This is a genomic window from Streptomyces sp. M41, from assembly GCF_043673425.1.
Classification (GTDB): Bacteria; Actinomycetota; Actinomycetes; order Streptomycetales; family Streptomycetaceae; genus Streptomyces.
In genome coordinates, this window is record NZ_JBIMKE010000005.1 from 31,431 (window position 1) to 53,448 (window position 22,018).

Genomic DNA, 22,018 nt, shown 5'->3' on the forward strand with positions numbered 1-22,018 from the left:
TGCGCGCAGGGCTGCCGCCCGCTTCAGAGCGCTTCCTTGTTCGGCCTGACCGCTTCTCCCGACCTGTGCACCGGCGGCAGGACGCTCCACGGGAAGTTGATCCACTCATCGGTGCGCTTCCAGACGTACTCGCACTTCACGAGGGACTGGGACTTCTCGTAGATCACCGCGGAGCGCACCTCGGCGACATGCTCCACACAGAAGTCGTGCACGAGCTTGAGCGTCTTGCCGGTGTCGGCGACGTCGTCGGCGATCAGCACCTTCTTGTCGGTGAAGTCGATCGCGTTGGGCACGGGAGCGAGCATGACCGGCATCTCGAGCGTGGTCCCCACACCCGTATAGAACTCGACGTTCACCAGATGCAGGTTCTTGCAGTCGAGGGCGTAGGCCAGCCCGCCGGCGACGAAGACCCCGCCGCGGGCGATGCTGAGCACGATGTCCGGCTCGTACCCGTCGTCGGCGATGGTCTGCGCGAGCTCACGGACGGCGACGCCGAACCGCTCGTACGTCAGGTTCTCCCGCACGCTCACACCTGGGTCCGATGGAAGTTGATGAAGGACCGGGAAGCGGTGGGCCCGCGCTGCCCCTGGTACCGAGACCCGTACCGCTCGCTCCCGTACGGGAACTCGGCGGGCGAGCTGAGCCGGAACATGCACAGCTGGCCGATCTTCATGCCGGGCCAGAGCTTGATGGGGAGCGTGGCGAGGTTGGACAGCTCAAGGGTGACGTGCCCGCTGAACCCCGGGTCGATGAATCCGGCGGTGGAGTGGGTGACCAGCCCGAGCCGCCCGAGGGAGCTCTTCCCCTCCAGCCGGGACGCAAGATCGTCCGGGAGGGAGATGACCTCGTAGGTGGAGGCGAGCACGAACTCCCCGGGATGCAGGATGAACGGCTCGTCCCCCTCCGGCTCCACCAGCCGGGTCAGATCCGCCTGCTCGATCGAGGGGTCGATGTGCGGGTACCGGTGGTTCTCGAACACCCGGAAGTAACGGTCCAGCCGTACGTCGATGCTCGACGGCTGCACCATGGATTCGTCGTAGGGATCGATCCGTACCCGCCCGGCGTCGATCTCGGCCCGGATGTCCTTGTCAGAGAGAAGCACGCCCCGAGGATACGCAAGGCGCGCGGAACGGCCACAATCCGCCTCCGCGCGCCCGCCACCACCGCGCACTACCGCTGCTCGGCTATCGCTTCTCCATCTGCACCGGCACCACACTGCGGAGCCGGGCACAGCGGGGACATCGGACGAGCCGTCCGGGACCGAGCCGCTCGGCCTGCTGCATCGGGAACGAAGCGGTACTGAACACGTGCCCATCGGCACAGCGGACGACGGTGCGCTCCATCAAGTCCAAGAGTCCCTTCCCCAAGAGCCGCGTCGGGCTACTCACCTGCCTGACGACGAAGCCCCACATTACGGGATCAAAGGGACGGCCCTCCAGGCGGCACTCCGACCCTGCCCGGACCCTCTCCCACCCCTCCACGGTACGCCCCAACTCCGGCGCCCCGCAGCCACATCCACCCCCTGAAACCCACTCAAGCCCCACGGCATCAGCGCCGGGGGCCAGTGATGAGGTACAGTGACGAGGCGATCGGACACCGCCTCCGGATACCCCGGATCGGGCGTCTTACGCGGGTGTAGTTTAATGGTAGAACATCAGCTTCCCAAGCTGAGAGCGCGAGTTCGATTCTCGTCACCCGCTCCATGATTAAGGCCCAGGTCAGAGACCCGGGCCTTTTTGCTGTCCGCTGTGATCAGCGGTCGCGTGCCAGATTCGTGCCAGAAGGCTTGTCAGGCTCCCTCTCCGCACGCGCTGTGGCACGAGCCTTCCGAACCGTCGCATCCAGCCCGGCGGCGACCTCCTCTTGCCGCTCGTCGTCGGAGTGCTGATAGATCAGCGCCGCCTTCTCCGAGGACTGGCCGGCGCGAACCATCGTGTCTTTGAGGGTGGCACCGGAGCGGGTGGAGAGGGTGTGCCCCGTGTGCCGGAGGTCGTAGAACCGGAAGCCCTCCGGCAGACCGACGATCTCACGCGCCTTCCGCCACTTCCGCCCGAAGGTGCTCCGCCGGAAGGGAGCGCCTTTCTCGCCGACGAAGAGCAGTCCATCGGCGCCCGACTCCGCGTAGCTCTCCAGGTGCCAGCGGAGCTCCCGACGGAGGAACGCGGGAAGAATCACAGTCCGGGTGCCCGCCTCAGATTTGGTGTCGCCCTGGACGCGTCGCCCGTTCATCCGCTCCGGCTCGGCGAGGCGGACACGGATACGAAGGGTGTCGAGGTCGACGTCCCGACGACGGAGGCCGGCCAGCTCTTCCGGCCGCATCGGACCGTAGGCGCCCAGGTAGACCATGAGCCGCCACCGCATCCCGACGGCGTTGGCGAGGGCGTCGACCTGGGCGACGGTGGCGATACGCCGCTCGGCCGCCTTCTCCTTACCGGCGCCCTTGATCCGGCACGGGTTGCGCGCGATCAGCTCGTCATCCACGGCGGTTTCCATGATGGCCTTCAGCAGCCGGTACGCCTTGGCCGTGATCGTCTTGGCGCCCGTGATCCGCAGCCGTTCAGCCCGCCACTCGCGGACGCGCGGTGCGGTGATCTCGTCCAAGTCCAACTCGGCGAGGGCGAACAGGTGCTTGTCGAGGAGGTAGCGATACAGGTCCTCGGACAGTGGGGCCAACTCCCGTTCCTCCACCCACTTATCGGCGTACGTGCGGAAGCTGACGGCACCGGCCTCCGGGTCACGCCACTCGCCACGACGGATCTCCGTCTGCTTCTCGGCAAGCCAGTCGTCCGCATCCGCCGTCGTCTCGAAGGTGACCGGGGCCGGACGCATCACGCCGTCAGGCCCCGGATAGCGCGCCTGGTACCGGCCGGAGGGAAGCCGTCTGATCGCCCCGAAGCGGCGCCGCCTACCTTTGCTGTTGGCCATCAGGCAGCCCTCCTGTGGGGCACCCGGGGCCGGGTCCGCCTGATCGGCTCGACAGTGCGAGAGGAGATGAACTCCGCGACCGCACTCTCGGGGATACGGACGTGGCGCCCCACCTTCACGTACCGGATGCGCCGCTCCTCGATCAGCCGCCGAGGGAAGCGGGCGCTCGTGCCAAGCAGCTCGGCGACCTGGTCGACGGACAAGTAGCGGTCGTTCATGTGGTGGGCTCTCCTTCCGTTCCGGGGGCGGGTTCGAGCGATGCGGCGAGCCAGGATTCGGTGTCCGAGAGGCCAGTGCCGGCGAAGACCCAGTGCGCGAGGACGTACGTCGTGCCCGTCTCGCGTTCGAGTGCTACGGCAGCGGCTTGCGTGCGGCGCCATTCGGCCCGGGCGTCGCGGAGGGCTCCGAGGGTGGTGGAGTAGCGGCGGGACTTGGTGGAAAAGTGGCCGCGGAAGCCGAGCATGTGAGCCCAGGCTCGAAGGCGGAGTTCTTCGAGTTCCTTGCGGGCGCCGAGGGTCCAGGCGGTTCGGATCATGCGGCGGGCGTGGTCGCTGATGTCGAGCTGCGCGAGTTCGGCGAGGAACTTCAGCGGGCGGTCGAGGGCACCGGTCGCGGTTTCGGCACCCTTGGTGGCGTACTTGGCGATGTACGCGGCGACGGCCCGTTCGGTGAGCTCCTGACCGTCGTTGAAGTCGGCGGATCGGATGGTCCGGACGTCGAGTTGGCGGCCGAAGGTGAAGGTATGGGTGCGGCCGTCGATGACGGGGCCGTCAACGCGGACTGCGGTTGCGGCGGCGCGGATGGCGTCGGTGAGGAGTTCGGGAGTTGCCCAGGCGGGCGGTGGGGTGTCGCCGCCTTCTGGGCCGTCGATGCGGATGACGGCGTGAAAGTGGACGGCGCCGCGTTTCTGGTACTCGGCGACTTTGGCGAAGGACACCCGGGCGTACTCCCGAAAAGCGCGTTGCGTGAGGCCGGCGCGCTTGGCGACTTCGCGGCGGAGGTACGTGGACAAGCGGCGCCAGAGTCCACCCGCGTGCGCGTTCCAGAGCACGGCGGCTTCGTAGTCGTAGGTGTCGGGGTCTAGCGGGTTGCCGAGTTCGGCGTCGTCCTGGTCGTGGAGGGTGCCGCAGCGGCAGGGGCGGATGGTTCGCGCTGGGCCGGTAGGGCGGTTGTGGACCGGGCCGAAGCCGGGGGCGGTGAAGGTGGCGAAGACGCGGGGATGGACGGCGACGCGTTCCGGGACGCCCTTGCCTCCGCGCAGGCCGGAGGTGATCAGGTGGAAGGTGTCGCGGCGGTAGACCTCCGCGCATGCTGCGCAGCGGGTTGTACGGCGGTTGTTGCAGCGGACCAGGAGGTGACCGGCCGGGAGGGTCGTCGAGTCGAGGTGGTTGAGGACGGTTCCGACTTCGCCGGTCCGGGTGTTCACGTCGTACTCGGTCCGGTGACCGTCGAGGCGGATCGGATGCGTGCAGCCGCCCAGGCCGGAGAGCTGACGCAGTAGAGCCGGCATGGTGCCGAGGGCGGCCAGTTCGCCGAGTTCCTGGAGCGGGGGCGAAGTCTCGCGGGTGAAGATGGTGGTTCTCCTTCTGGCTTCGGTCAGGAGGGACAGAGCCCCCGGGGCGGCGGATGCTTGGCGGTGTCAGTCCGCCCCGGGGGTCTGGTGGAGCCGGGACGTCAGCGGCGGTGCTGGTCGCGGAGCATCGAGCGCAGGACAACGGCGGCGACTGCCACCGAGACGGCCGCGACGGCGACGGCGGCCAGGAGCGCGGTGCCGTTCGGCGAAGTCCAGTTCCAGGAGGACGACACCGCCGACGAGGACGGCCGCGACCGCTCCAGTACTGACGGAGATCTGCGGAGCCGTGCGCTGCACGGGTGCCGGATCAACGGTGGTGTGGCTGTGCGCGGGCGGCGGGGTGGGGTTGGCGGGGTACTTGGGCAGGAACACAGCAAGCTCTCCTTGCCTACTCGTCTAGTCGTGTGAGCCGTTTATGACGTCCACGCCGGAGCGCGTGCCGGACTCGATGGCCGGGGCCATGAAGGTGTGCGAGAGCCAGAAGCCGAAGAGGGCGATCAGCACGACGATCCAGGTGCGGACGCCGAGGAACTTGACCGCTCCCCAGGCGAAGAAGCCGAGGATGACGACGAGCGGCAGGCTGACGGTCACGGGTCGCGGGTCCTTTCAGCGGACGGGGCAGCGGTGGGTGCCGGCGGCGAGTTCGGCGGCGGCGCGGCTGTCGTAGTCGGCGGAGAAGCCGCAGCGTGGTGCCGTGCAGGCGGCAGTGTGCTTCTCTCGGCCACGGCCGTCGTAGGAGGTGCCGACCTGTACGGGGCCGATGCGGGTGACGGAGCGGAAACGGCGGTTGGCGCTCATGGTTCTCCTCTCAGATCTGGGCGGCGATGGCGTCGGCCATCGGCGGAGGGACGCCGAGTCGGGCGCGGAGGGTTGGGGTGTCGATGGCCGTTCCGGTGCGGGTGTGGTGCTCGGCGGCGACTTTGCGGGCGTGCTCCACGAGGGCGGCCGGGACGGGGACGGCGGGCGGAAGAGCAGGGGCCGGGATCGGGTCCGGCTCGGCGGCCGTGGGTTCCGAGAGCTCCAGTGCAGGGGCGGGCGCCCCCTCTTGGTGCTCGGTGTCCTCGAACTGGTCCCGAGCCTCGGTCACTTGGCTGGCGGTGGGGTCGGCCTGCTCAGTCGGTGCCGAGTGAGCGAGGAGCGTGCCGCCGAGGAAGGCGACCGCGGGCCAGCCCGCAACAAGGATGCGCAGCCAGGCCGGCACGTGGTCCATGTCGAGCAACCCGGCCGTAGCGACGTTGGCGCCGAGGGAGGCGACGAGTGCGATGACGAACCAGCACCAGCCTGCGGCTTTCGCGTCTCCGTTCCGTAGTCGGCGCCAGGCGGCGACAAGCAGCAGGTCGACCGAGACCGGGTAGGCCCACGCCTTCCACCCGTCCTGTCCGGCCGCCGAGGCGACGTCGTGCAGGTGGGCGAAGGACAGGGCGGCAGCGATGACGGCTTGGATGAGCACCGCATCGATACGGGCCAGTTGGGCGCGCATGCTGCGGCTCCTTCCGGATTCAGGCATGGGAGGGGTAGGGACGTGGCGCGAGGCGGTCACGCCGACCGGTTGGGGAAGGGCAGGTCAGTCGGTCACCGGGCGCGGCTTCACGACCGGAGCCAGGGGCTCGACCAGCCGTACGGGCACGTTGGGCCGGAAGGGCTTGAGTGCAGGCATGTCGGGGACCAGGTGGGCCGATGCGTGGCAGGTCTTGGCGGCGTCGGCGAGGGGGAGGTAGGGCGTGCGGATGCGGGACCAGCCGCCGGAGGTGTCACCGGCGATGGCGAGGCCGGGCTGTTCGGGGGCGATGGCGCAGGCGGCGGAGACCGCTTCGGGGGCGATGTCGCCGAGTGCCATCTTGGCGGAGGCTTCGTCGTTGACGCGGTGGCAGACGCGGCCGGTCAACTGGGCCCGGAGCATGGTCGCTCCCTTGCCCAGCTCGGCGCCGAAGCGCTGCCCGCAGACCTCTAGATAGATGCCGGCCGCACGGCCGAGCTGGGCGAGGCGGATGAGCTGGGTGACCATCTCGTCCCGGCGTTCTTCTTCCTTCTTCGTTGCAACGAGGAAGAGTTCGGCCACCTCGTCCACGAGCAAGACGAGGGGCACTGGCCGCTCGTGCTCGGGGAGTCCCCAGATGTCGGAGGTGACTTCCTCGTCCGGAGTGGCCGGGGCGATGCCCTGCCGGGCCTTGATCAGGTCGTAGCGGTCCTCCATTTCCCTGATGTGCGCGGGCAGCAACTCTGCTGCCTGGTCAGGGTCGGTGGCGAGAGCCGACAGGCGTGGAGCGAAGGGTGCCAGCTCAACGCCCCGCTTGCAGTCGATACCAACCAGAGCAACGGGCTGCCGGGCGAGCCCGGCGACCAGATGCCGCAGGTACATCGACTTGCCGGACAGGGTGGCGCCGAGCGTGAGGCCGTGTGGGACGGTTCGGTAGTCGCGTACGAAGGGTGTGGCGTCCTCCCGCAGGGCCACCGGGGCCTTCAGGAAGTCGGCAGCGACCTTGCGCGGCATACGGACCTTGCGCAGCACGTCGAAGCCGACCAGCCGCAGCTCTACGACACCGGGCTTGATGGTGGTGACGTAGACGGCGTGAACTCCCCATGCGTGCCGCAGCCGTTCGGCGGAGGCGGCGACGTCGGCGGGTTCCTGCCCTGGTGCGAGTCGCAGGCGGAGCCGGAGCCCGGTCATGGTGGGGCGAATGATGCCGCGACGCGGCGGGACGGGACGGACCTCGCGGCGGGTGGTGGCCTTGACCGCCAGGACCCGGAGTCGAGAGGGCGCCACGGTCAGGCCGCAGGCTTCCATGACCGAGCCGTACGAGCTGAGCAGCCGAGCCGTGGACATCGGCAGGCCGACCGTCGACCAGTAGATCCCGGGGTGTTTGGCCCGGGCGTAGGCGGCCCCGCCGCCGAGCGCGGCGACAGGACCACCCACCTCCAGAAGCGTCGCTATGTCGGTCATCAGGCAGCGGCTCCCGTGGCGGCCGGGAAGGCGGCCGGAGTGACGGCGGCGGCGCGGTAAGCGATGCCGTGCCGCTGCTGCCCGTTGAACACGCTCTCCCACGGCCGGGCCACGAGCCCGGGCAGCGAGACCGGAGCTCCGAGCGTCAGCCCCTCGGACACCCCGCTCTCCGGAAGGGTCACCTTGATCAGGGACGACTCCCCCTCCTCGATGTAGACGACGCCGATCGTCATCAGCGCCTCGCCGCTCACGGTGTCCTTGGCGATCTCGCCGGTCTGCCGGTCGCGGACCTTGGGCTCGGGCGCCTCGGTCAGCAGGATCGTTGCGGCCGAGGTCTCCACACGGATGGTGCGCAAGATTTCTTCCCATCTACTCGTCTATACAAGATGCAGCCTTCGAACCCGATCTCCGGGAACGCCGACCACCTTGCCACACAACTTGCCCACTCGTCTATACGAGTATGCCTGTTGGGGTGTACGAGTTCGGGAGAACGGCCCCGCGCACCACCGCCGGTCAGGCCCTCACGTGGCCGGGAGCTGGTACGACAGGACGTACGCGTCCGCCGCCATGACCGTGTCGCAGACCTCGACAGCTCGCCCCTCGGTGTCGTACGCGGTGCGGATCAGGTGGATCACGGGCACGCCAGCGGCCAACCTGAGCGTCTTCACTTCGGCCGGCGAGGGCATCCGGGCTCGGATCTCCTCTTCGAAGTGGTCGAGGTGGTGGCCCAGCTCTTCGAGTCGGGCGTAGATGCCACCGGGGCCGGGGTTGGGTTCGGCGATCTGCGTGCCGCGAGCGATGTCGAGGGGCAGGTAGGAGGTGGCGAACTCGACCGGTCGCCCGTCGAGCAGGTACCGGCGCCGGCGGGCGAGCACACGCCGCACGGACCCCAGCCGGGTGGAGATGTCCTGGCTGGCCTTCTCTTCCTTGACCTCCAGGCTGTCGACCTGCGGGTGACTGCCGGCGGCGTCGGCCTCGACGATGAAGGCGGACTTGCCTTGCTCGCGGTGGCGCCGGGCGAACCGGTCGGAGGCGAGGCGTCGCACGGGCGGTCGTGGTCGCACGAAGACGCCCTTGCCGTGCTCGGCGTGGACCAGGCCCTCGCCCTGGAGGATGGAGAAGGAGTTTCGGACCGTCATACGGGAAACTCCGTAGTGGTCGACAAGCTCCGCCTCGGAGGGCAGCTTTTCGCCCTCCTTGAATCGCCCACGGTCGATGGCCTCGCGCAGCTGGTCGGCGATCTGCCGGAAGACCGCACGATCACTCGTGGGGTCCAGGTCGCCGAGGAGGCTCGGGAGAGACGTCACGTGTACTCCTTTAGGTATCTAGACGAGTGGGCGAGTGTTGTTGCTACGGTGGAGAGCCTAGCCAGCCGAGAGGGCCGAGGAACGTGAGCATGGACCGTCCGCACTCCGTGAGCGTTGCAGGAGTCGTCGTCGACGCCCAGGGCCGCGCCCTCTTGATCCAGCGCCGCGACAACGGCAAGTGGGAACCCCCGGGCGGAGTCCTCGAACGCGAGGAAACCATCCCCGAGGCCCTCCAGCGCGAAGTCCTCGAAGAGACCGGCATCAAGATCGCACTTCCCGCGACCCTCACCGGCGTCTACAAGAACATGACGGGCTTGATCGTCTCGCTGGTCTTCCGCTGCGAAGCTGCCGACGGCACGCCCTCCACTGGCGACGAGACCCGCGCACTGCGCTGGGCCACCCGCGAAGAAGTCACCGAACTCGCCGACGAGGCATACGCGATCCGCGTCCTGGACGCATTGGACGCGGCCGCCCCGCCGGCCATCCGCTCCCACGACGGCGTGAAACTCGTCTAGCCCGAACCCGCTGCACATGGCGGCCTACCAGCACGAAGGAACTTGTATGCACGAGTATACGAGCACTGCTCGGGTCTGGGGGCTCAGTTGCCCAGGATTTCCGGAAGAGGTCAGCAGAGCGCGGCGCTGGACGCGGGACATCCTGCGGGGGTCGCCGTTAGCGGAGGACGCCGAGCTGATCGTGAGCGAGCTCAGCGCGAACGCAATCCTCCACACCGCCAGCGGCCTCACGTCCGGCAGCTTCCACCTGGCCCTTGCCGTCTCCCCTCAGGTCATCGCTCTGTCGGTCACGGACGACGGCGGCACCGGCATGGCCCCGAAGGTCGAGCACCAGGACCAGGAGGCCGAGCACGGCCGGGGCCTGGGCATGGTGACGGCGATCGCTCACCGGGTTGTGGTCCATGACAGCGACGGCGGTCACACCGTCACCGCGGAGCTCTACAGGGATATCCGCCCGGGAGACCGCCCGTGCTGACAGCGACGACTGCGGACCTCTTATCGGCTGAGGACAGCTGGGGTGCCTACCGCTGCTGGGCAGCCGCCTACCCCCTGCACCAGACGAGCGCCATCCTGCTGGGATCCCACGGTGCAGCCAGCCCCCGCCTTGCACTGCGCTGGCTCCGCGAACGCACAGGCCACGTGACAGACCAGCTAGACGCCGCATACGCCCAACCAGGGCGCTACTGGCTGACGGACGAGGCAGAGCACGAGCGCGCCCTGACCTACCTCGCCACGGGCACGGCCTACCAACTCACGCTGTACGACGAGAACACCCGCTACGTGCTCATCGCCTACCCGCCGGGAGGCACCACGTGAACGACCTCCCCCGCGGCTACTGGTGCGAGTGCTGGACACAGAACCTCGATAGGGACCAACGGCCGGCGCTCCACGCTTCGTTCGACGCGTACTCAGCAGCGCAGGCAGACCGGTGGATAGCCGTCGCACTGCGCACCATCAGCCCAGCACTCGATGCGGCAGCGTCAGAGCAAGCGTGGCAGTGGCTGTATGAGGGCCGCGTCGAAACCAGACGGGCCCTGCTCCGCGCGGAACGCTGCTCAGTCATGGTGGACCAGGCTGGCACCCGTATCACCTGGACAGTGCGGCCGGTCACGTTCCTACCGCTCGCACACAGGGAGAACGTCGAACTTCCAACCTGCGCATACGACTTCAAGCCCCACGCGACCGACTGAGTTACAACTTTCTCTACTGGTTCAAGGCGGCTCGCTCCGCTCCCCGCGCGCGGCCCGGCCCCCGGCCGGGCCTGCGCTCCTGTCTCCGCCCCGCTCCAACCCGGCCGGCGCCCGCGCCGCGCTCAAAGCATGCAGCCGCCTGATGCCAGAGAAGGCGTACGTCGTGGCTGGGCGGTCGGCTCCACGGCTTTACGGAGCCACTTTGGCGCGAGCCTCGAAGATCATGGCCCCAACGTCGTGCTTTACCGGGCAGGTCCACAGACTGCCCGACGCGCCGGAAGCTTACGGGGCCATGATCACTCGCGCCAAAGCAGCGCCACCCCAAAGCCGCTACACCGACCTCAATGATCCGCCGCGCGGGCATGAACTCCCGTAGCCTACTCCGGTGCTCAGACTTCTCATCGACACATCCATATGGCTTGACATGGCTCGGCGGCGAGACGGACAGCAAACGATCGTCGCCATACGCGTTCTTAAGCATCAAGGGAAACTTGAATTGCTGGTGCCATCGCTCATCATCGACGAGTTCGAGAGAAACCGGCCAAGAGCGGAGAACGCCGCAACCCAAAGCGTTCGTGAACGATTTCGACTACTTAAGCAAGATCTCCAGGATTACGGAGATGAGGAGGCTCAGCGCTGGATAGCCGAGATAGCCCACCAGATCCCATATGTCGCAGAGGGCTCCCTCCAGAACTTCTCCGAGATATTCGAACTTCTCAAGAGCGGCCGGAAGCTGGAACCTGGACCCGCCGAAAACGAGGCCGCAGTGAAACGTGGTCTAGGAAAGAAGGCGCCACTCCACCTTAACAAGAACAGCGTCGCGGATGCTTTGCTCATCGAGCTTTACAGGTCAGCGATCAAGAACGACGATGAAACCGGCGACATATTCTGCTTTGCCACATCGAATCATGATGATTTCTCAATCCCGAAGGGCGACCATCGAAAACCCCATCCAGACCTAGTAGATATTTTTGACCAGGTCCGATCCCGATACGTATACGGCGTCGATGGTCTTAATTCTACGATGCTAACCCACTTCGGAGACGAGTTTGCAGAGCTAACTGAAGAGGTGGAGCTGGTTCAGGCCGAGACGCGGCCGCTTGCCGAAATCCTCAAGGCCGAGAATGAATACTTCGAAAAAGTCTGGTACGTACGGAAGCTCATCCTACGAGAGAATATTGAGGATGGCCGCCATGAACCGCTCAGCGTTGAACTAGAAGGGCAAATGAACGCTGCTATGCGTGATATTGAGCAACGATATAGCGAGGACGACATCGGCCCATGGGACGACTGGGGATGGGGCTTTGTCCATGGCAAGCTCTCTGCCCTGAGGTGGGTTCTCGGAGAAGAATGGGACTTCCTCGATACGTAAACTCGACGGCCGCCACACACATCAACGGCGGCGTCGCAGGCCCGCCATTCCGCCCAGTGTGCAGCGAACGCCACAGACCGGTCAAAACCTAGATGCGTTACGGATTTGACATCCGTCGATGCCCATCACCTTTGCCCTGATAGAGTTTTCGCATTTCAGAGACGAAGAGATCAAGTCGAACACGGTCCGCCGATTCCCGGTCACCCAAGCTATCAACGAAGTTCAGAAATCCCTGTGATGGACGCGTCGCCACGGCAGGCTTCAGGGTTTTGCGCCAAAGCTCAGTAGCCGACTTTCTGTTGCCCTGAGATCCCATGTTACGTCTCGATTCTGTCGGCCGCTATCAACGCGGCGAGCTGTGCCCAGTATACAGCAGCACCGACTACCTCCTTGGATTCAGTTTCACGCCAGGAAAAGTGTCGACTCCCCTCTATCGCCAGAACTCCTATAGCTTTTTCAGGAGCGGCCAGGACAGGGACAGCCAATACCCATCTGGGATGGGCTTCCGTCGGCGATTCCTCAAATGAAGAGATTACGGCTTGCCGCACTTCCATTGCCTGACTCACCGGACCCAGGAAGACATCGTCGGCTGGCACCTCTGGCCAACCTTCAGAGGTAGCCTCATGGATGGAAATCCTCCCCTTCTCACCATTTCTTAGATAAAGCCAAGATCTGACTTCATCGGACGCGACAGACAAATGCGCTGCTACATCCAGTGATGTTGCCTTGAGCATACTTTGAAGCGTGGCGATCTGGCCTTTTGCGAGCGTTTCCTCGGCAGGGCTCAGGGACAGTGCTTCGTATACCTGTGAGAGCGCCTTTTGATCTCTTCTGAGCAGGGACCTGCGGCGACCACCCCAAAGTATGCCGATTAGGGCCGCGCCAGCAGCTACCGAGAGGGCGGCACCTGAAAGTCCGAGCAGTATCTTACTTTCATCCTTGCCTGCCTCAGCTGAAAGAACGTAAGCAAGCGTAATAGCGAACGCGGCGACGCTCAATATCAACAGGAGGCCATCAACTTGACGTCTCATGACGGCGGCACCAGAAGAAGCGCGAACGCAAGGCACATGCTTCCAATAGTGCCAGGGATCAGTACTCCCAAAGTCAGGGGCTTAAGAACCCCGCCACCCTTTCGGCACGGCTTGCCAACCGCCCTTTCGTAACTCAATTCAACCAGCGCAAGGAGAAAAATAACCAGAACTGCGGCACCGATGGCAACTTGGCCGAATGTTTCCTCTGCTTGCTGCTGAGTATACTTTCCACCACTGGTTGCGTTGTCAATTGCGATGGCTCGCTCTATGAGAAGCGCCGGTATCGCCATTATTCCGGCGAGTGTTAGATCTGGCCCCAAAGCGAATATCTCCCAAGCCTTCTCACCTGATGAGCTATCGCGCATATTCCATCTGGCGACGACAGATACGATTGCTCCTACCGCAGGTATAATTACGCCTCTACATGTACCACTAGCTAGGAAAGCGTCCAGGCCCCCTCCCGCAAGATAATCCGCAGGGCTCATTCAGGCTCCTCGGGTAGGCTCCCGTCTCTGCTTCAGAGGAGTTCCATACCTTCACCGTAGGACGGTCCGGGCATCCGGGCACCTTGGAGCGTCCATGCTCGCGTTCTATTCGAGAGATATGCGATTCCGCTCAGGCATCGTCCGCCGGCCGGAGGCGAGTGTCTCGGCGGTGTGCCCGTCCTCGCCTGTGAGGAAGCAGCGGGTTCCGCAGGACGGCGGCCTTTGGCGCACCACGAGCGCACCAGATCGAGCGGGGAACTGCGGGGAACCACGGTGAAAGCAGCCGGGCCCGACGACGCCACACCTCGGCTGTTGGCCCAGGTCAGCGCCCAGATCGACCTCAAATGATCGCAGCTTCCCAAGCTACGGCACGTACACCGGCGAGGCTCCGCTCACGACTCTCATCAACCGATTGAGTCCCAAGGAAAGTCCTGTGGATCTAGGGTCCTGAGCATGGTGAATATGGCAGTTGAGGCAGGCGATGCCGCAACCTGGGCCAGCACGCTGGTCGCCGTGCTCGTAGCTGTGACGGCATGGTTGCAGAGCAGGAAGATGAAGGGCGAACAAGAAGAGCAGGCACGTGTGCAACGCGAGGCCACAGAGCTTGCGCATCGTCAGACCGAAGCCGCAGAACGTCGAGCCTTCGCAGTGGAGCAGATGCTAGAGCAGCTGATCGCGACGCACGGCCTGGAACCCGGCTCGCCGCCTCAACCAAGTCCGTCGTCGATTCAGTGGGCGCTGGAACGTCGAGGCGAGCATGTCTATCTGCTGCGCAACGTCGGAAGCGACACGGCTACTGGGGTGCGAGTTGATCCCTCCAACATGCCCTCCATCACATCCAACCTTCCCGAAGATGCAGTTGTGCGCCCCGGTGAATCCGTGGAGTTCCTCATGGCTGCTTCTCTGGCAACACCTCTGCCGGGCGAGATTTGGGTGTCATGGAGTCTTGGAGGCAACCCAGTGGCCGTCTCCGTCCCGAACTGATCCGCAATCCGCCAGTGGGGCCGAGGCGGGGACTCTTCTGCTTCCTAGGCCGTGCCAGACCGTGCCAGATCGTGCGGGGAGCCACGGGGAACACCGGAGAATCAGGCGACCGCCAACCAGACGCTGATGCCGCTCCGCCGCAGGTCAGCAGAGCTCCCGCACTTGGATCACCTTAGCTTCCCAAGCTGAGAGCGCGAGTTCGATTCTCGTCACCCGCTCCAACACGAACCCCCAGGTCAGAGACCCGGGGGGTTGTTTGTTGCCCAGACGCGTGGGCGCATCTCGTCCAGTCCGGCACTCTCATGCTCTGCCGCTCGCCGCCGGAGCGCCGATAGCTCGGCGGCGCTTCCCCGAGGGCTACGGGACGGATATACCGTGCGCTCTTGATCAGGACGGCCGTCCCGTGCCCCAAGTCTGCGTCAGCCCGTGGCAGATCGTTCTGCGGACTGTGCCCGTCGAGGTGCCGGGCGGTCCAGGTGGGCCACCACTGTGGCGTAGAACCGGTGCACGGCTTCATCGACACTGCGGATGAAGCCGGACTCGGCGTTGCCACGGCTGCTGCCCATGCCTTTGAAGAGAGACAGACGGAAACCGGCGATCTGTGTGCCGTTTTTCGGCAGCATGTCCGCCGGCTCCGGGCGCAGCCGTTCCAGTGTGCCCCGTGGGCCTCCTGCCTCGCCCTCCACCAGTGTCTCGACGTGGAGGTCGGCGGGAGCCTCCGCAAGGCGTCGGACGAGCTGTTTTGCCCAGGTCAGGGGATAGCCCTGCTCGGGCGCAGGAATCTCGATGGAGGTGCGGAGTTTGCCGGTACGAAGGTCTGCTGTGATCGCGAGAACGCCGGGTGTGCCCTCGATGCGCAGCTCGGCCTGGAGTCTCCCTTCGAGGCAGAGCTGGTCGGCAAGGCGGGTTCGGCGAGCCCCTGGATCGGTTCCGCGCTTCGCGCGCTGGACGGGCAGAACCTTGTGCCCGAGTTCGCCACCGAGTCTGAGACAGACCTGGCGGACGAGCCGCTCCCAGCTCTCCACCACCTCAAGGGCCCGTGGATCTCCCTGGCACAGGGTCTCGTCGTCGATTCCGTTGCGTACGGGGACCCAGGCGGCACCCATGTTCTGGAAGCCGTGACATCCGGAGTTCTCGTGCTGGAGGTAATGCAGCAGCTCCTGGAGCAGCCAGGCGTGGGCCATGTTGCCCACACCCTCGTGCCGGATCAACATCTGGGCCTGATGGGCTACTTCGGCCCAGGACAGGTGCCAGAGAGCCACCTTGTGCTTGCGCCGTCCGTCGATCCTGACATCGACCAACGGGCTGCCTTCCAACGCGACGTCGTTCGACAGGGTGATGACCGCCTCGTAGCCTCGGCGGGCGGCGATGTCCATGTACGCCTGCACCTGTTCGGCCTTGAGGGCGTTGCCGTTCGTCTTGGTCTCCACCAGCGCCGTCCATAGGTTGCCGGCGCGCTCGACGCGGATCACACCGTCAGGGCGTCGTGGGCTGTCGCCGTGCGGCAGTGAGACCTCGGTGAACGTCTCCATGCGGCCCGCGGGCGCTCCGAACGCGGCGGTGAGTCTCCGGCCGAACTCCGGGATCTGTGTCATCACCGACAACAGCACCGAGGTGGCCCGCATTTCTCGGTCCCGATCGCTCTTGAGCGCGGAGACCGGAAAGAGCCTGGCCTCCTTCCAGGACTTGTTCTCCGCCAAGGACTTCTTGGCGGCCTTGGGCAGAGTGACCTTCTTCCTGGCGGTGCGGGGCCGTGCAGGCCGCTTCTTCGGTTCGGCGTCTTCGTCGGGTTGCCGGGGCGCCGGGATGGCCTGCAGGGTCGCTTGCGGTTCGCGATGGGCGCCGGGCTTGGGGCCGGTCGTATCCGTCTGCGCTTCGCCGGCCGCGTCGTCCAGCGTCTCCTCGGCAGCCGCGTCGTCCTCGATGTCGACGCCGAAGTCCGTTGCCAGGCCCGCCAGTCCGGCGTCGTAACCCTGTCCGACGGCCCGTAGCTTCCACTCTCCGCCGCGGCGGTAGAGCTCACCGAAGATGAAGGCGCTCACCGGGCCGGCGTCCTCGATCACGAATCGGAGCAGACTCTCGCCGGAACCGTCGGCCAACGTCAGCTGCAGATCGTCCAGTTCGCCGAAGTGGGCTCCGCCGTACCGGCTCGCGGACACCACGATCCGATCGATGTCGTCCGGGATCGCGGTCAGATCGAAGCCGATCCGGTCCTTGTTGCCGCTCCCCGTGGGTGTCTTGCCCAGGAGCTGCACGCTCCCGTCCGAGGCGACCGGATTGTTGTAGAAGTAGAAGTCGGCGTCGCTTCGCACCTTGCCGTTTGCGTCCAGCAGCAGAACGGAGACATCCGCGTCGCCCTCACCCGTCGGGCTGGTCCAGTCCAGACTCACGATCACGGAGTCGACGCTTTCACTGAGGGCCGCCAGACCTACGTTGGCGCCCTTGATCAACTCGTACATAACCCCCACCCGTTCAGCGCACGCCGTACCTGGGTGGCCACCCCTCGTCCTCCGTCGGCCAACCCGGTGTGATGTGCCACACACTCAATGCACACGGCACTCTAGTGTCAGACGAGCACAGCCCGTGGGCGGTCCCGCCGGAAACTTCGGGGCGCAATACGGGCGCTCGACATGGCCTTCCATCGGCCATGGCCGGGACGGGACTACGGCTCAACCACCGCTCCTGTCGACTCGGCCCCATGTGCAGGCGCAGATATAATCGATGACACTGTTGATATCAATGGAGGTGCTGTCGATGAGCCGAACCGTGATCGACCTCGACGACCAGCTGGTCGCGGACGTGGCCAAGGCCCTCGGCACCAGCACCAAGAAGGAGACGGTGAACACCGCCCTGCGCGAGGTGCTGGAGAACCGGCGGCGAGCCCTGGCGCTCACCCGCCTACGGGCGTCGGCGGAAGAGGGTGCCTTCGACCTCGATCTCTTCGAGGACAAAGGAAACTACCGCCGGTGAACGCCGCGCAATACCTGATCGACACCAGCGCACTCGCCCGTATGCTGCGCGGCGACGCCGAGCAGTACGGATGGGACCAGGCGGCCGCCGCCGGGCTCATCGCCACCTGCCCCATCACCGAGTTGGAATTCTTCTACAGCGCGCGTTCCGCCGCCGACCGGGCACAAGGCATCGAAGACATGCGCCTGCTCTTCGGCTGGGTGCCGGTCGACGACCGCGCCTACGACCGCGCCTGGCGGGTCCAGGAGGTCCTCACCCAGCGCGGACAGCACCACAGTGCCGGAGCCGTCGATCTCGTGGTGGCTGCCACGGCCGAGTTGCAGGGACTGACGCTGCTGCACCGTGACCGGGACTTCGAATGCATCGCCGCCGTCACTGGTCAGGCGCTCCAGTGGTACGGCCCCGAAGCCGGAAAATGAACCAACGGCAAGCCTCGACCGTTTCGGAGGAAGCCGCGACCGTCGGCCTTGCAACGTAAAACGGGCTTCGCCCAGCTCTGTGCACGTGCGAAGGCGTTACCAACTGGACGTCCGACCAAGCCCCGCCAACACAACGACCGTCCGCGCACGCGCTCTGCCCACCAGTCTTCGCGCCACGTGCCCATAGCGCCCATAGCGTGCCCGTAAGAGCGGACAACCACGGTCAACAGCGGTGTGATCAGGCCGCACGCAATGGTGCCAGCACGACGAAGCAGCGCAATTCAGCGGCCATCCGGCCGCCCAAGCGCCGTCGCTTCCCAAGCTGAGAGCGCGAGTTCGATTCTCGTCACCCGCTCCACCACGAACCGGAGTTGCGCCAGGGTCCCCACCGCGTGGGCGCTGCCCCGCGTCAGGCAGGAAACAGTTTGAGGATGCGGGTGACCCGCCCCCAGCCGGCCACCAGCGTTGCGGCGGGAACCGCCGCCCCCAGGATCAGCCACGGGCGCCCGTCTGCTCCCACGCCCATCGACGGCAGAGCGTGCGCGGCGCCGGCTGCCGCAGCCATCGCCGCGAGGATCGCGATGGCGACGTGGGCCGACTCGCGCCAGGTGTTCCGGCCCATCTGGTGATAGTTCCAGATCAGCGTCGCGTCGTGGAACTGCTCGTCGGTGATCTGGCGCTGCTCGTGCTCCGCCACTGGCACCATCTGGCTTCGGATACGGCTTGGGCACCCGCACGGGAGGAGAAGCCTGGGAACTGCATGGGAATGCAGCGGTCGCGAGAGTGCGCGGCGGGTCCGGGGGTGACATACCTCCGTGAATTCGCGGACGAGTGCAACAGCTCGAAACTTCCGCGCTTGGCTTTACTGCGCTCCCGCGTGCTTCGAATACCCTCGAAAAAGCGATGCTGAATCGATCCGGCATTCCAAACGGAGGAACGGTGGCATGCCACCACGGCAGCAACGGCTATATATGTACGCGGCTGGCGTGTTCGGTGCAGGACGTCCGTCTCCACGAGGCCCCGGCCTGAGCCGCCCCGGCGTCCAGCGTTTCCGTCCCGGACAGTTCCGGACATCTGGAGTACCCGAAGATGAGCACTGACGTGGAGTCCGCGAAGAAGGCAGCCTACGAACGGGGAGAGGAACAGGGACGCGCTGATGCACTGGCCGGCCACCCGTACGCCGATCCGCCGCGCGACGGCACCCGTGGCGAGAAGGACCAGTACGCGAACGGCTACGACTGGGGTTACGAGCACGCCAAGGCCCAGAAGCTGAACATCGTGGTGTGGCAGGAGGGCGGAGTCGAGGACGCTCCCGGCGGCTTCGGTACCACCATCAACGTCTGTGTCCGTACGCCGAACTGGACCGAGACGGTCGACGCCGGCGAACAGGAACACGTCTTTACCGCCCCCACCGGATTCCGGTGGAACGGCACCGTCGGCGCGCAGTACAAGCGCATCAACGAGACCACCGGCGGAGACCTGCCGCGCGTCCGGCCCGAGCTCAGCAAGGACAAGCGCACGTTGACCTTCACCTACCACGTGCACCTGAACACCGGCGATGCGGACAAGGACCTGCTCGTCTACACCTGCGGCCTCGAAGCCGTCGACGGGGCCGAGGCCGGCCGTCACACCGACGGCATCGCCCAGATCGGCACCGCGCCCAAGGCCAAGCTCAAGGCCGAGGTCATCAAGGACGAGGACTGAGAGAGCAGGAGTCACACACCATGACCACCGTCGTCACGTCCGGCGTCTTCCCGACCACCACCCTGGATCCCTCCAAGGTCACCGGAGCGGGCACCGCGGACATCAGATGGGGCAGCAGCGACAGCCGGAGCGGATACCAGTTCCGCGGCTCCGCCGCCGACATCCAACTCGACGGCACCGAGTTCGTCGTCGGCACCTTCGTGCATCGCAACGTTCCCGTGGACGTCGAGCCTGAGGAGTTCGACGTCGATCTCACCGTCAACGTGGTGTTCCAGGACGGCAGCACGACCGATCTGCACTTCACGTTCCATCACGACGAGACACCCAACGACACGGGCAGCAGTCCTGCAGACGACGACCTGGTCGACCTCCGGAGCTTCGTCCACCCCCGGCCCGTCACGATCGCCGGAAAGCAGTACAAGGCGGTACTGGGCGGTTTCAGGCGCGACGGCCGGATCTTCCGGCAGTTCCGCAGCCCCGAGGGCGCGGTCAACTTCGCCGAGGTGCTGTGCATGTTCTCCTCCGATGAGCCCGACGTGATCATCTCCGACCTGCACTACCTGGGGACCGGCCCGAGCCAGCCCGACGAGTATGTGGAGATCCGCAACAAGGGCGGTGCACCACAGGACCTGACCGGCTGGGTCGTGGAGTGCAAGACCACGGGGCGTTCCTTCTCCTTCCCCTCCGGAACGGTCATCCAGTCCGGCGGACGCTACCGCGTCTACACCAACGAGACCCATCCGGAGTTCGGTGGATTCTCCTTCGGTTCCGCTCAGCAGGTCTGGCGTGACGAGGGCGGCATCGCCCGCCTGCGCCGCGGTGATTTCGTCGTGGACCAGTTCCCGTACCGCGACAAGGGTTTCAACAAGGCCGACACGCCGTAGCAGAGCCGTGCCGGTCCCCGGCTCCCGGCGGAGCCGAATCGGCGCCTGCCGGGCAGGTGATCGACCCGATGGAGGCACATGCCTCTCATTTGGTGATCTCTCACGTCGCGCTTTCGTCCGGTCAACGAGTTCTTGCCTGCGGTTCCATAGGCGCGAATTCGTCCATCGACCCACATTGCGCGCGAAGGTCCGAATCGATGGCGTTCGACTGATGACAGCCTCCGGCTGAAATCAGGGCGACAAGGATCGGATCTGCCCGTACTTCAGTGGAGGGCCTACCTCGCATTGGAGTTCTTCGATCGAGCGGTGTTCCCGCCGCTCGCACAGGAGGTACACCGCATGTCAGTAGCATTCAAAGTAATCAAGTTCACCGTGCCACAGACTTCGTGTTTGGAAGCGTTCGAGACGAAAGAGCCGGTCGAGTTCAGGCACAAGATTCGCGTGGACGAAAGGGACAACCGTATCGTCGATGTGGCGCTCCGGTCGTTCAAGTTCGAGGTTCTGTACAACGGAGCCGTGGAAGACTTCGAGATCGGCGGCCAGGAGATCAACCTGCGGTTCGAGGGAAACGGCCACGACTCGGGGCAGGTCGTGCTCAAGGCCAACCTGCGGCCGCACAAGAAGGTCGCAGCAGCCGACGCCAGCTGGCAGTTCAAGGGACAGGTCGAAGCGCTGGTCATCGCGGAGCTGGAACCCCTCAAGTGACCCCGGACGACAGCCCTCACACGTCTGACTCGGCGGGGCTGTCGTAGAGCGTCGCCACCCCGACATGGCGCCCTCGTCAGCTCGGCGAGGGCGCCCGTTGCGCTCCCGCGGGATTGCGCGTGTTGTCCGGGCGCCACCTGAATGTGCACGTCGGCCCCGTGCGATCCGGCTCGGTGACGACGACGCGTGGATCACGCCTCGGGCAACCGGGTGCCGAGGACGTTGCGTCAGTAGAAGGGGGGCTGAGCCACGCGTTCCCGGGCTTGCTGTCCGCCGGATCCCGCTCGGCCGTGCCCTGCGCCGAGGCGGCGTTCGCGGGCAGTGACGACGCCGGCAGCATCGCGGCGGCCGGCGCACCCCCAGGGTCCATACGCGTGGCTTCCCCCGTCGCAGCCGTGGCACCACGAGGCAGCGCGCCGGATACGGCCCGACAGAGGATTCCCTGCTCCTTACATCCCGGCCTTCCTCCACCGCGTGACCCGTCGGTGGCTCCGGCAGAGCCGGCAGAGCCACCGACGGGCCGGTTCGTCGGGTGGGCTCAGTCCTCGTTGGGGTCGAGGACGCGGCCCTTGAGCTTGATCGGGGCGGCGGCGCCCACCTTGAGCTCTCCGTCTGTGTAGCGGCCCGGGGTCGCGCCGTCGACGGCGGTGACCTGGGCGCCGTAGCCGAGGCACTCCTTGTTGGTGGACAGGTACGGGTTGTGGGTGAAGGTCAGAGTGCGGCCTCCGTCGCCGAGCGTGCCCTGGGTGGTCTCCAGGTTGCCTCTCGCCTGGAGCGTCTTGACGTCGTGGTAGGCCCAGGAGAGCCAGCCGGTGAACACGAAGCCGGTGGGTGCCTTCAGGGTGAAGGTGATGTCCCCGGGGTTCACCGGGTCGGAGACGGTGCTGAGGATGCCGAAGCTGAGGTGGGCGGGGACTCCGCCCGGCGCGTCCTCGACGATGCCCTGTTGGAGGATGTAGAGCTTGCTCTCGGAACCCGACTGGACGGGGGACTGGGTCTGCGTGGCCATGCGT

General features: G+C 66.0%; 27 protein-coding genes, 1 tRNA gene and 1 pseudogene. 12 read left to right on the top strand and 17 right to left on the bottom strand.

Going from position 1 to position 22,018, the window contains the following annotated elements; all coding sequences use genetic code 11:
* Window positions 1-23: 23 nt before the first annotated feature.
* Complete coding sequence (locus ACHBTE_RS08605; RefSeq protein ID WP_394722921.1) at window positions 24-524, bottom strand: phosphoribosyltransferase; 501 nt, start codon at window positions 522-524, stop codon at window positions 24-26.
* A gap of 2 nt (window positions 525-526) precedes the next feature.
* Window positions 527-1,102 carry a dCTP deaminase gene (gene dcd / locus ACHBTE_RS08610; protein WP_394722922.1) on the bottom strand — a complete coding sequence of 192 codons (576 nt, stop codon included), beginning with the start codon at window positions 1,100-1,102 and terminating at the stop codon, window positions 527-529.
* A gap of 527 nt (window positions 1,103-1,629) precedes the next feature.
* Between dcd and ACHBTE_RS08615 the strand changes: the two genes are divergently transcribed.
* Window positions 1,630-1,703, top strand: a tRNA-Gly gene (locus ACHBTE_RS08615).
* A gap of 49 nt (window positions 1,704-1,752) precedes the next feature.
* On the opposite strand, the gene ACHBTE_RS08620 is transcribed toward ACHBTE_RS08615, so the two are convergent.
* The 10 genes and pseudogenes from ACHBTE_RS08620 to ACHBTE_RS08665 all read right to left on the bottom strand — a co-directional run bounded on the left by ACHBTE_RS08620 (window position 1,753) and on the right by ACHBTE_RS08665 (window position 8,746).
* On the bottom strand, window positions 1,753-2,925 hold the full coding sequence (locus ACHBTE_RS08620; RefSeq protein WP_394722923.1) for a tyrosine-type recombinase/integrase: 1,173 nt from the start codon (window positions 2,923-2,925) through the stop codon (window positions 1,753-1,755).
* Window positions 2,925-3,143 (bottom strand): excisionase family DNA-binding protein, encoded by a 219-nt coding sequence (locus ACHBTE_RS08625; protein WP_381603594.1) that lies wholly within the window; start codon window positions 3,141-3,143, stop codon window positions 2,925-2,927. Before ACHBTE_RS08625 ends, ACHBTE_RS08620 begins: the two co-directional genes overlap by 1 nt.
* Window positions 3,140-4,435: a replication initiator gene (locus ACHBTE_RS08630; RefSeq protein ID WP_394722925.1), complete on the bottom strand. Its 1,296-nt coding sequence runs from the start codon at window positions 4,433-4,435 to the stop codon at window positions 3,140-3,142. Before ACHBTE_RS08630 ends, ACHBTE_RS08625 begins: the two co-directional genes overlap by 4 nt.
* Before the next feature lie 164 nt (window positions 4,436-4,599).
* A pseudogene (locus ACHBTE_RS08635) lies at window positions 4,600-4,870 on the bottom strand (SpdD protein).
* Window positions 4,871-4,894: 24 nt separating this feature from the next.
* Window positions 4,895-5,089, bottom strand: a complete 195-nt coding sequence (locus tag ACHBTE_RS08640; protein WP_138054503.1) for a hypothetical protein — start codon at window positions 5,087-5,089, stop codon at window positions 4,895-4,897.
* A gap of 15 nt (window positions 5,090-5,104) precedes the next feature.
* A complete protein-coding gene (locus ACHBTE_RS08645; protein ID WP_394722926.1) occupies window positions 5,105-5,296 on the bottom strand; it encodes a mobile element transfer protein in 192 nt (63 codons plus the stop codon).
* A gap of 10 nt (window positions 5,297-5,306) precedes the next feature.
* Window positions 5,307-5,978, bottom strand: coding sequence for a DUF2637 domain-containing protein (locus ACHBTE_RS08650; protein ID WP_394722927.1), 672 nt, complete (start codon window positions 5,976-5,978; stop codon window positions 5,307-5,309).
* 84 nt (window positions 5,979-6,062) lie between these two features.
* A complete protein-coding gene (locus tag ACHBTE_RS08655) occupies window positions 6,063-7,439 on the bottom strand; it encodes an FtsK/SpoIIIE domain-containing protein (protein ID WP_394722929.1) in 1,377 nt (458 codons plus the stop codon).
* Complete coding sequence (locus tag ACHBTE_RS08660) at window positions 7,439-7,795, bottom strand: hypothetical protein (RefSeq protein ID WP_394722930.1); 357 nt, start codon at window positions 7,793-7,795, stop codon at window positions 7,439-7,441. The genes ACHBTE_RS08655 and ACHBTE_RS08660 overlap by 1 nt, the downstream gene beginning before the upstream one ends.
* Window positions 7,796-7,960: 165 nt before the next feature.
* Window positions 7,961-8,746 carry a GntR family transcriptional regulator gene (locus tag ACHBTE_RS08665; RefSeq protein ID WP_394722931.1) on the bottom strand — a complete coding sequence of 262 codons (786 nt, stop codon included), beginning with the start codon at window positions 8,744-8,746 and terminating at the stop codon, window positions 7,961-7,963.
* Window positions 8,747-8,853: 107 nt separating this feature from the next.
* Between ACHBTE_RS08665 and ACHBTE_RS08670 the strand changes: the two genes are divergently transcribed.
* From ACHBTE_RS08670 to ACHBTE_RS08690, 5 genes are all read left to right on the top strand, one after another.
* Window positions 8,854-9,261 carry an NUDIX hydrolase gene (locus ACHBTE_RS08670; protein ID WP_394722933.1) on the top strand — a complete coding sequence of 136 codons (408 nt, stop codon included), beginning with the start codon at window positions 8,854-8,856 and terminating at the stop codon, window positions 9,259-9,261.
* A gap of 46 nt (window positions 9,262-9,307) precedes the next feature.
* A complete protein-coding gene (locus tag ACHBTE_RS08675) occupies window positions 9,308-9,736 on the top strand; it encodes an ATP-binding protein (protein ID WP_394722934.1) in 429 nt (142 codons plus the stop codon).
* Window positions 9,737-9,900: 164 nt separating this feature from the next.
* Entirely contained in the window at window positions 9,901-10,077 is a 177-nt protein-coding gene (locus ACHBTE_RS08680; RefSeq protein ID WP_394722936.1) for a hypothetical protein, read from the top strand.
* Entirely contained in the window at window positions 10,074-10,451 is a 378-nt protein-coding gene (locus tag ACHBTE_RS08685; RefSeq protein ID WP_394722937.1) for a hypothetical protein, read from the top strand. The genes ACHBTE_RS08680 and ACHBTE_RS08685 overlap by 4 nt, the downstream gene beginning before the upstream one ends.
* Before the next feature lie 385 nt (window positions 10,452-10,836).
* On the top strand, window positions 10,837-11,823 hold the full coding sequence (locus ACHBTE_RS08690; RefSeq protein WP_394722938.1) for a PIN domain-containing protein: 987 nt from the start codon (window positions 10,837-10,839) through the stop codon (window positions 11,821-11,823).
* A gap of 317 nt (window positions 11,824-12,140) precedes the next feature.
* On the opposite strand, the gene ACHBTE_RS08695 is transcribed toward ACHBTE_RS08690, so the two are convergent.
* Window positions 12,141-12,854 carry a hypothetical protein gene (locus ACHBTE_RS08695; protein WP_394722939.1) on the bottom strand — a complete coding sequence of 238 codons (714 nt, stop codon included), beginning with the start codon at window positions 12,852-12,854 and terminating at the stop codon, window positions 12,141-12,143.
* Window positions 12,851-13,339 carry a hypothetical protein gene (locus ACHBTE_RS08700; protein ID WP_394722940.1) on the bottom strand — a complete coding sequence of 163 codons (489 nt, stop codon included), beginning with the start codon at window positions 13,337-13,339 and terminating at the stop codon, window positions 12,851-12,853. The genes ACHBTE_RS08695 and ACHBTE_RS08700 overlap by 4 nt, the downstream gene beginning before the upstream one ends.
* A gap of 453 nt (window positions 13,340-13,792) precedes the next feature.
* Here ACHBTE_RS08700 and ACHBTE_RS08705 point away from each other — a divergent pair, with 453 nt between their 5' ends.
* Window positions 13,793-14,323 (top strand): hypothetical protein, encoded by a 531-nt coding sequence (locus ACHBTE_RS08705; protein ID WP_394722941.1) that lies wholly within the window; start codon window positions 13,793-13,795, stop codon window positions 14,321-14,323.
* A 419-nt stretch (window positions 14,324-14,742) separates the two neighbouring features.
* Here the strand turns inward: ACHBTE_RS08705 and ACHBTE_RS08710 are convergent, their stop codons facing one another.
* Window positions 14,743-16,782, bottom strand: a complete 2,040-nt coding sequence (locus ACHBTE_RS08710) for a TerD family protein (protein WP_394722942.1) — start codon at window positions 16,780-16,782, stop codon at window positions 14,743-14,745.
* 295 nt (window positions 16,783-17,077) lie between these two features.
* On the opposite strand from ACHBTE_RS08710, the gene ACHBTE_RS08715 reads away from it, so the two are divergent.
* Window positions 17,078-17,293 (top strand): type II toxin-antitoxin system VapB family antitoxin, encoded by a 216-nt coding sequence (locus ACHBTE_RS08715; protein WP_020113663.1) that lies wholly within the window; start codon window positions 17,078-17,080, stop codon window positions 17,291-17,293.
* Window positions 17,290-17,712 (top strand): PIN domain nuclease, encoded by a 423-nt coding sequence (locus ACHBTE_RS08720; protein ID WP_394722943.1) that lies wholly within the window; start codon window positions 17,290-17,292, stop codon window positions 17,710-17,712. The genes ACHBTE_RS08715 and ACHBTE_RS08720 overlap by 4 nt, the downstream gene beginning before the upstream one ends.
* Window positions 17,713-18,121: 409 nt before the next feature.
* On the opposite strand, the gene ACHBTE_RS08725 is transcribed toward ACHBTE_RS08720, so the two are convergent.
* On the bottom strand, window positions 18,122-18,409 hold the full coding sequence (locus tag ACHBTE_RS08725) for a hypothetical protein (protein ID WP_394722944.1): 288 nt from the start codon (window positions 18,407-18,409) through the stop codon (window positions 18,122-18,124).
* 392 nt (window positions 18,410-18,801) lie between these two features.
* On the opposite strand from ACHBTE_RS08725, the gene ACHBTE_RS08730 reads away from it, so the two are divergent.
* From ACHBTE_RS08730 to ACHBTE_RS08740, 3 genes are all read left to right on the top strand, one after another.
* Window positions 18,802-19,416 carry a hypothetical protein gene (locus ACHBTE_RS08730; protein WP_394722945.1) on the top strand — a complete coding sequence of 205 codons (615 nt, stop codon included), beginning with the start codon at window positions 18,802-18,804 and terminating at the stop codon, window positions 19,414-19,416.
* A gap of 20 nt (window positions 19,417-19,436) precedes the next feature.
* Complete coding sequence (locus tag ACHBTE_RS08735; protein WP_394722946.1) at window positions 19,437-20,300, top strand: choice-of-anchor K domain-containing protein; 864 nt, start codon at window positions 19,437-19,439, stop codon at window positions 20,298-20,300.
* A gap of 390 nt (window positions 20,301-20,690) precedes the next feature.
* Window positions 20,691-21,005, top strand: a complete 315-nt coding sequence (locus ACHBTE_RS08740; protein ID WP_394722948.1) for a hypothetical protein — start codon at window positions 20,691-20,693, stop codon at window positions 21,003-21,005.
* A 538-nt stretch (window positions 21,006-21,543) separates the two neighbouring features.
* Here the strand turns inward: ACHBTE_RS08740 and ACHBTE_RS08745 are convergent.
* The gene (locus tag ACHBTE_RS08745; protein ID WP_394722950.1) at window positions 21,544-22,014 is read right to left on the bottom strand and encodes a hypothetical protein; all 471 of its coding nucleotides are present in this window, start codon (window positions 22,012-22,014) and stop codon (window positions 21,544-21,546) included.
* Window positions 22,015-22,018 lie beyond the last annotated feature (4 nt).

Coding starts and splice junctions, on each gene's coding strand:
- ACHBTE_RS08700 (WP_394722940.1), bottom strand. CDS start 13,339: ATGAGCCCTGCGGATTATCTTGCGGGAGGGGGCCTGGACGCTTTCCTA.
- ACHBTE_RS08730 (WP_394722945.1), top strand. CDS start 18,802: ATGAGCACTGACGTGGAGTCCGCGAAGAAGGCAGCCTACGAACGGGGA.
- ACHBTE_RS08695 (WP_394722939.1), bottom strand. CDS start 12,854: ATGAGACGTCAAGTTGATGGCCTCCTGTTGATATTGAGCGTCGCCGCG.
- ACHBTE_RS08735 (WP_394722946.1), top strand. CDS start 19,437: ATGACCACCGTCGTCACGTCCGGCGTCTTCCCGACCACCACCCTGGAT.
- ACHBTE_RS08715 (WP_020113663.1), top strand. CDS start 17,078: ATGAGCCGAACCGTGATCGACCTCGACGACCAGCTGGTCGCGGACGTG.
- ACHBTE_RS08655 (WP_394722929.1), bottom strand. CDS start 7,439: ATGACCGACATAGCGACGCTTCTGGAGGTGGGTGGTCCTGTCGCCGCG.
- ACHBTE_RS08705 (WP_394722941.1), top strand. CDS start 13,793: ATGGTGAATATGGCAGTTGAGGCAGGCGATGCCGCAACCTGGGCCAGC.
- ACHBTE_RS08745 (WP_394722950.1), bottom strand. CDS start 22,014: ATGGCCACGCAGACCCAGTCCCCCGTCCAGTCGGGTTCCGAGAGCAAG.
- ACHBTE_RS08645 (WP_394722926.1), bottom strand. CDS start 5,296: ATGAGCGCCAACCGCCGTTTCCGCTCCGTCACCCGCATCGGCCCCGTA.
- ACHBTE_RS08710 (WP_394722942.1), bottom strand. CDS start 16,782: ATGTACGAGTTGATCAAGGGCGCCAACGTAGGTCTGGCGGCCCTCAGT.
- ACHBTE_RS08620 (WP_394722923.1), bottom strand. CDS start 2,925: ATGGCCAACAGCAAAGGTAGGCGGCGCCGCTTCGGGGCGATCAGACGG.
- ACHBTE_RS08650 (WP_394722927.1), bottom strand. CDS start 5,978: ATGCGCGCCCAACTGGCCCGTATCGATGCGGTGCTCATCCAAGCCGTC.
- ACHBTE_RS08675 (WP_394722934.1), top strand. CDS start 9,308: ATGCACGAGTATACGAGCACTGCTCGGGTCTGGGGGCTCAGTTGCCCA.
- ACHBTE_RS08625 (WP_381603594.1), bottom strand. CDS start 3,143: ATGAACGACCGCTACTTGTCCGTCGACCAGGTCGCCGAGCTGCTTGGC.
- ACHBTE_RS08630 (WP_394722925.1), bottom strand. CDS start 4,435: ATGCCGGCTCTACTGCGTCAGCTCTCCGGCCTGGGCGGCTGCACGCAT.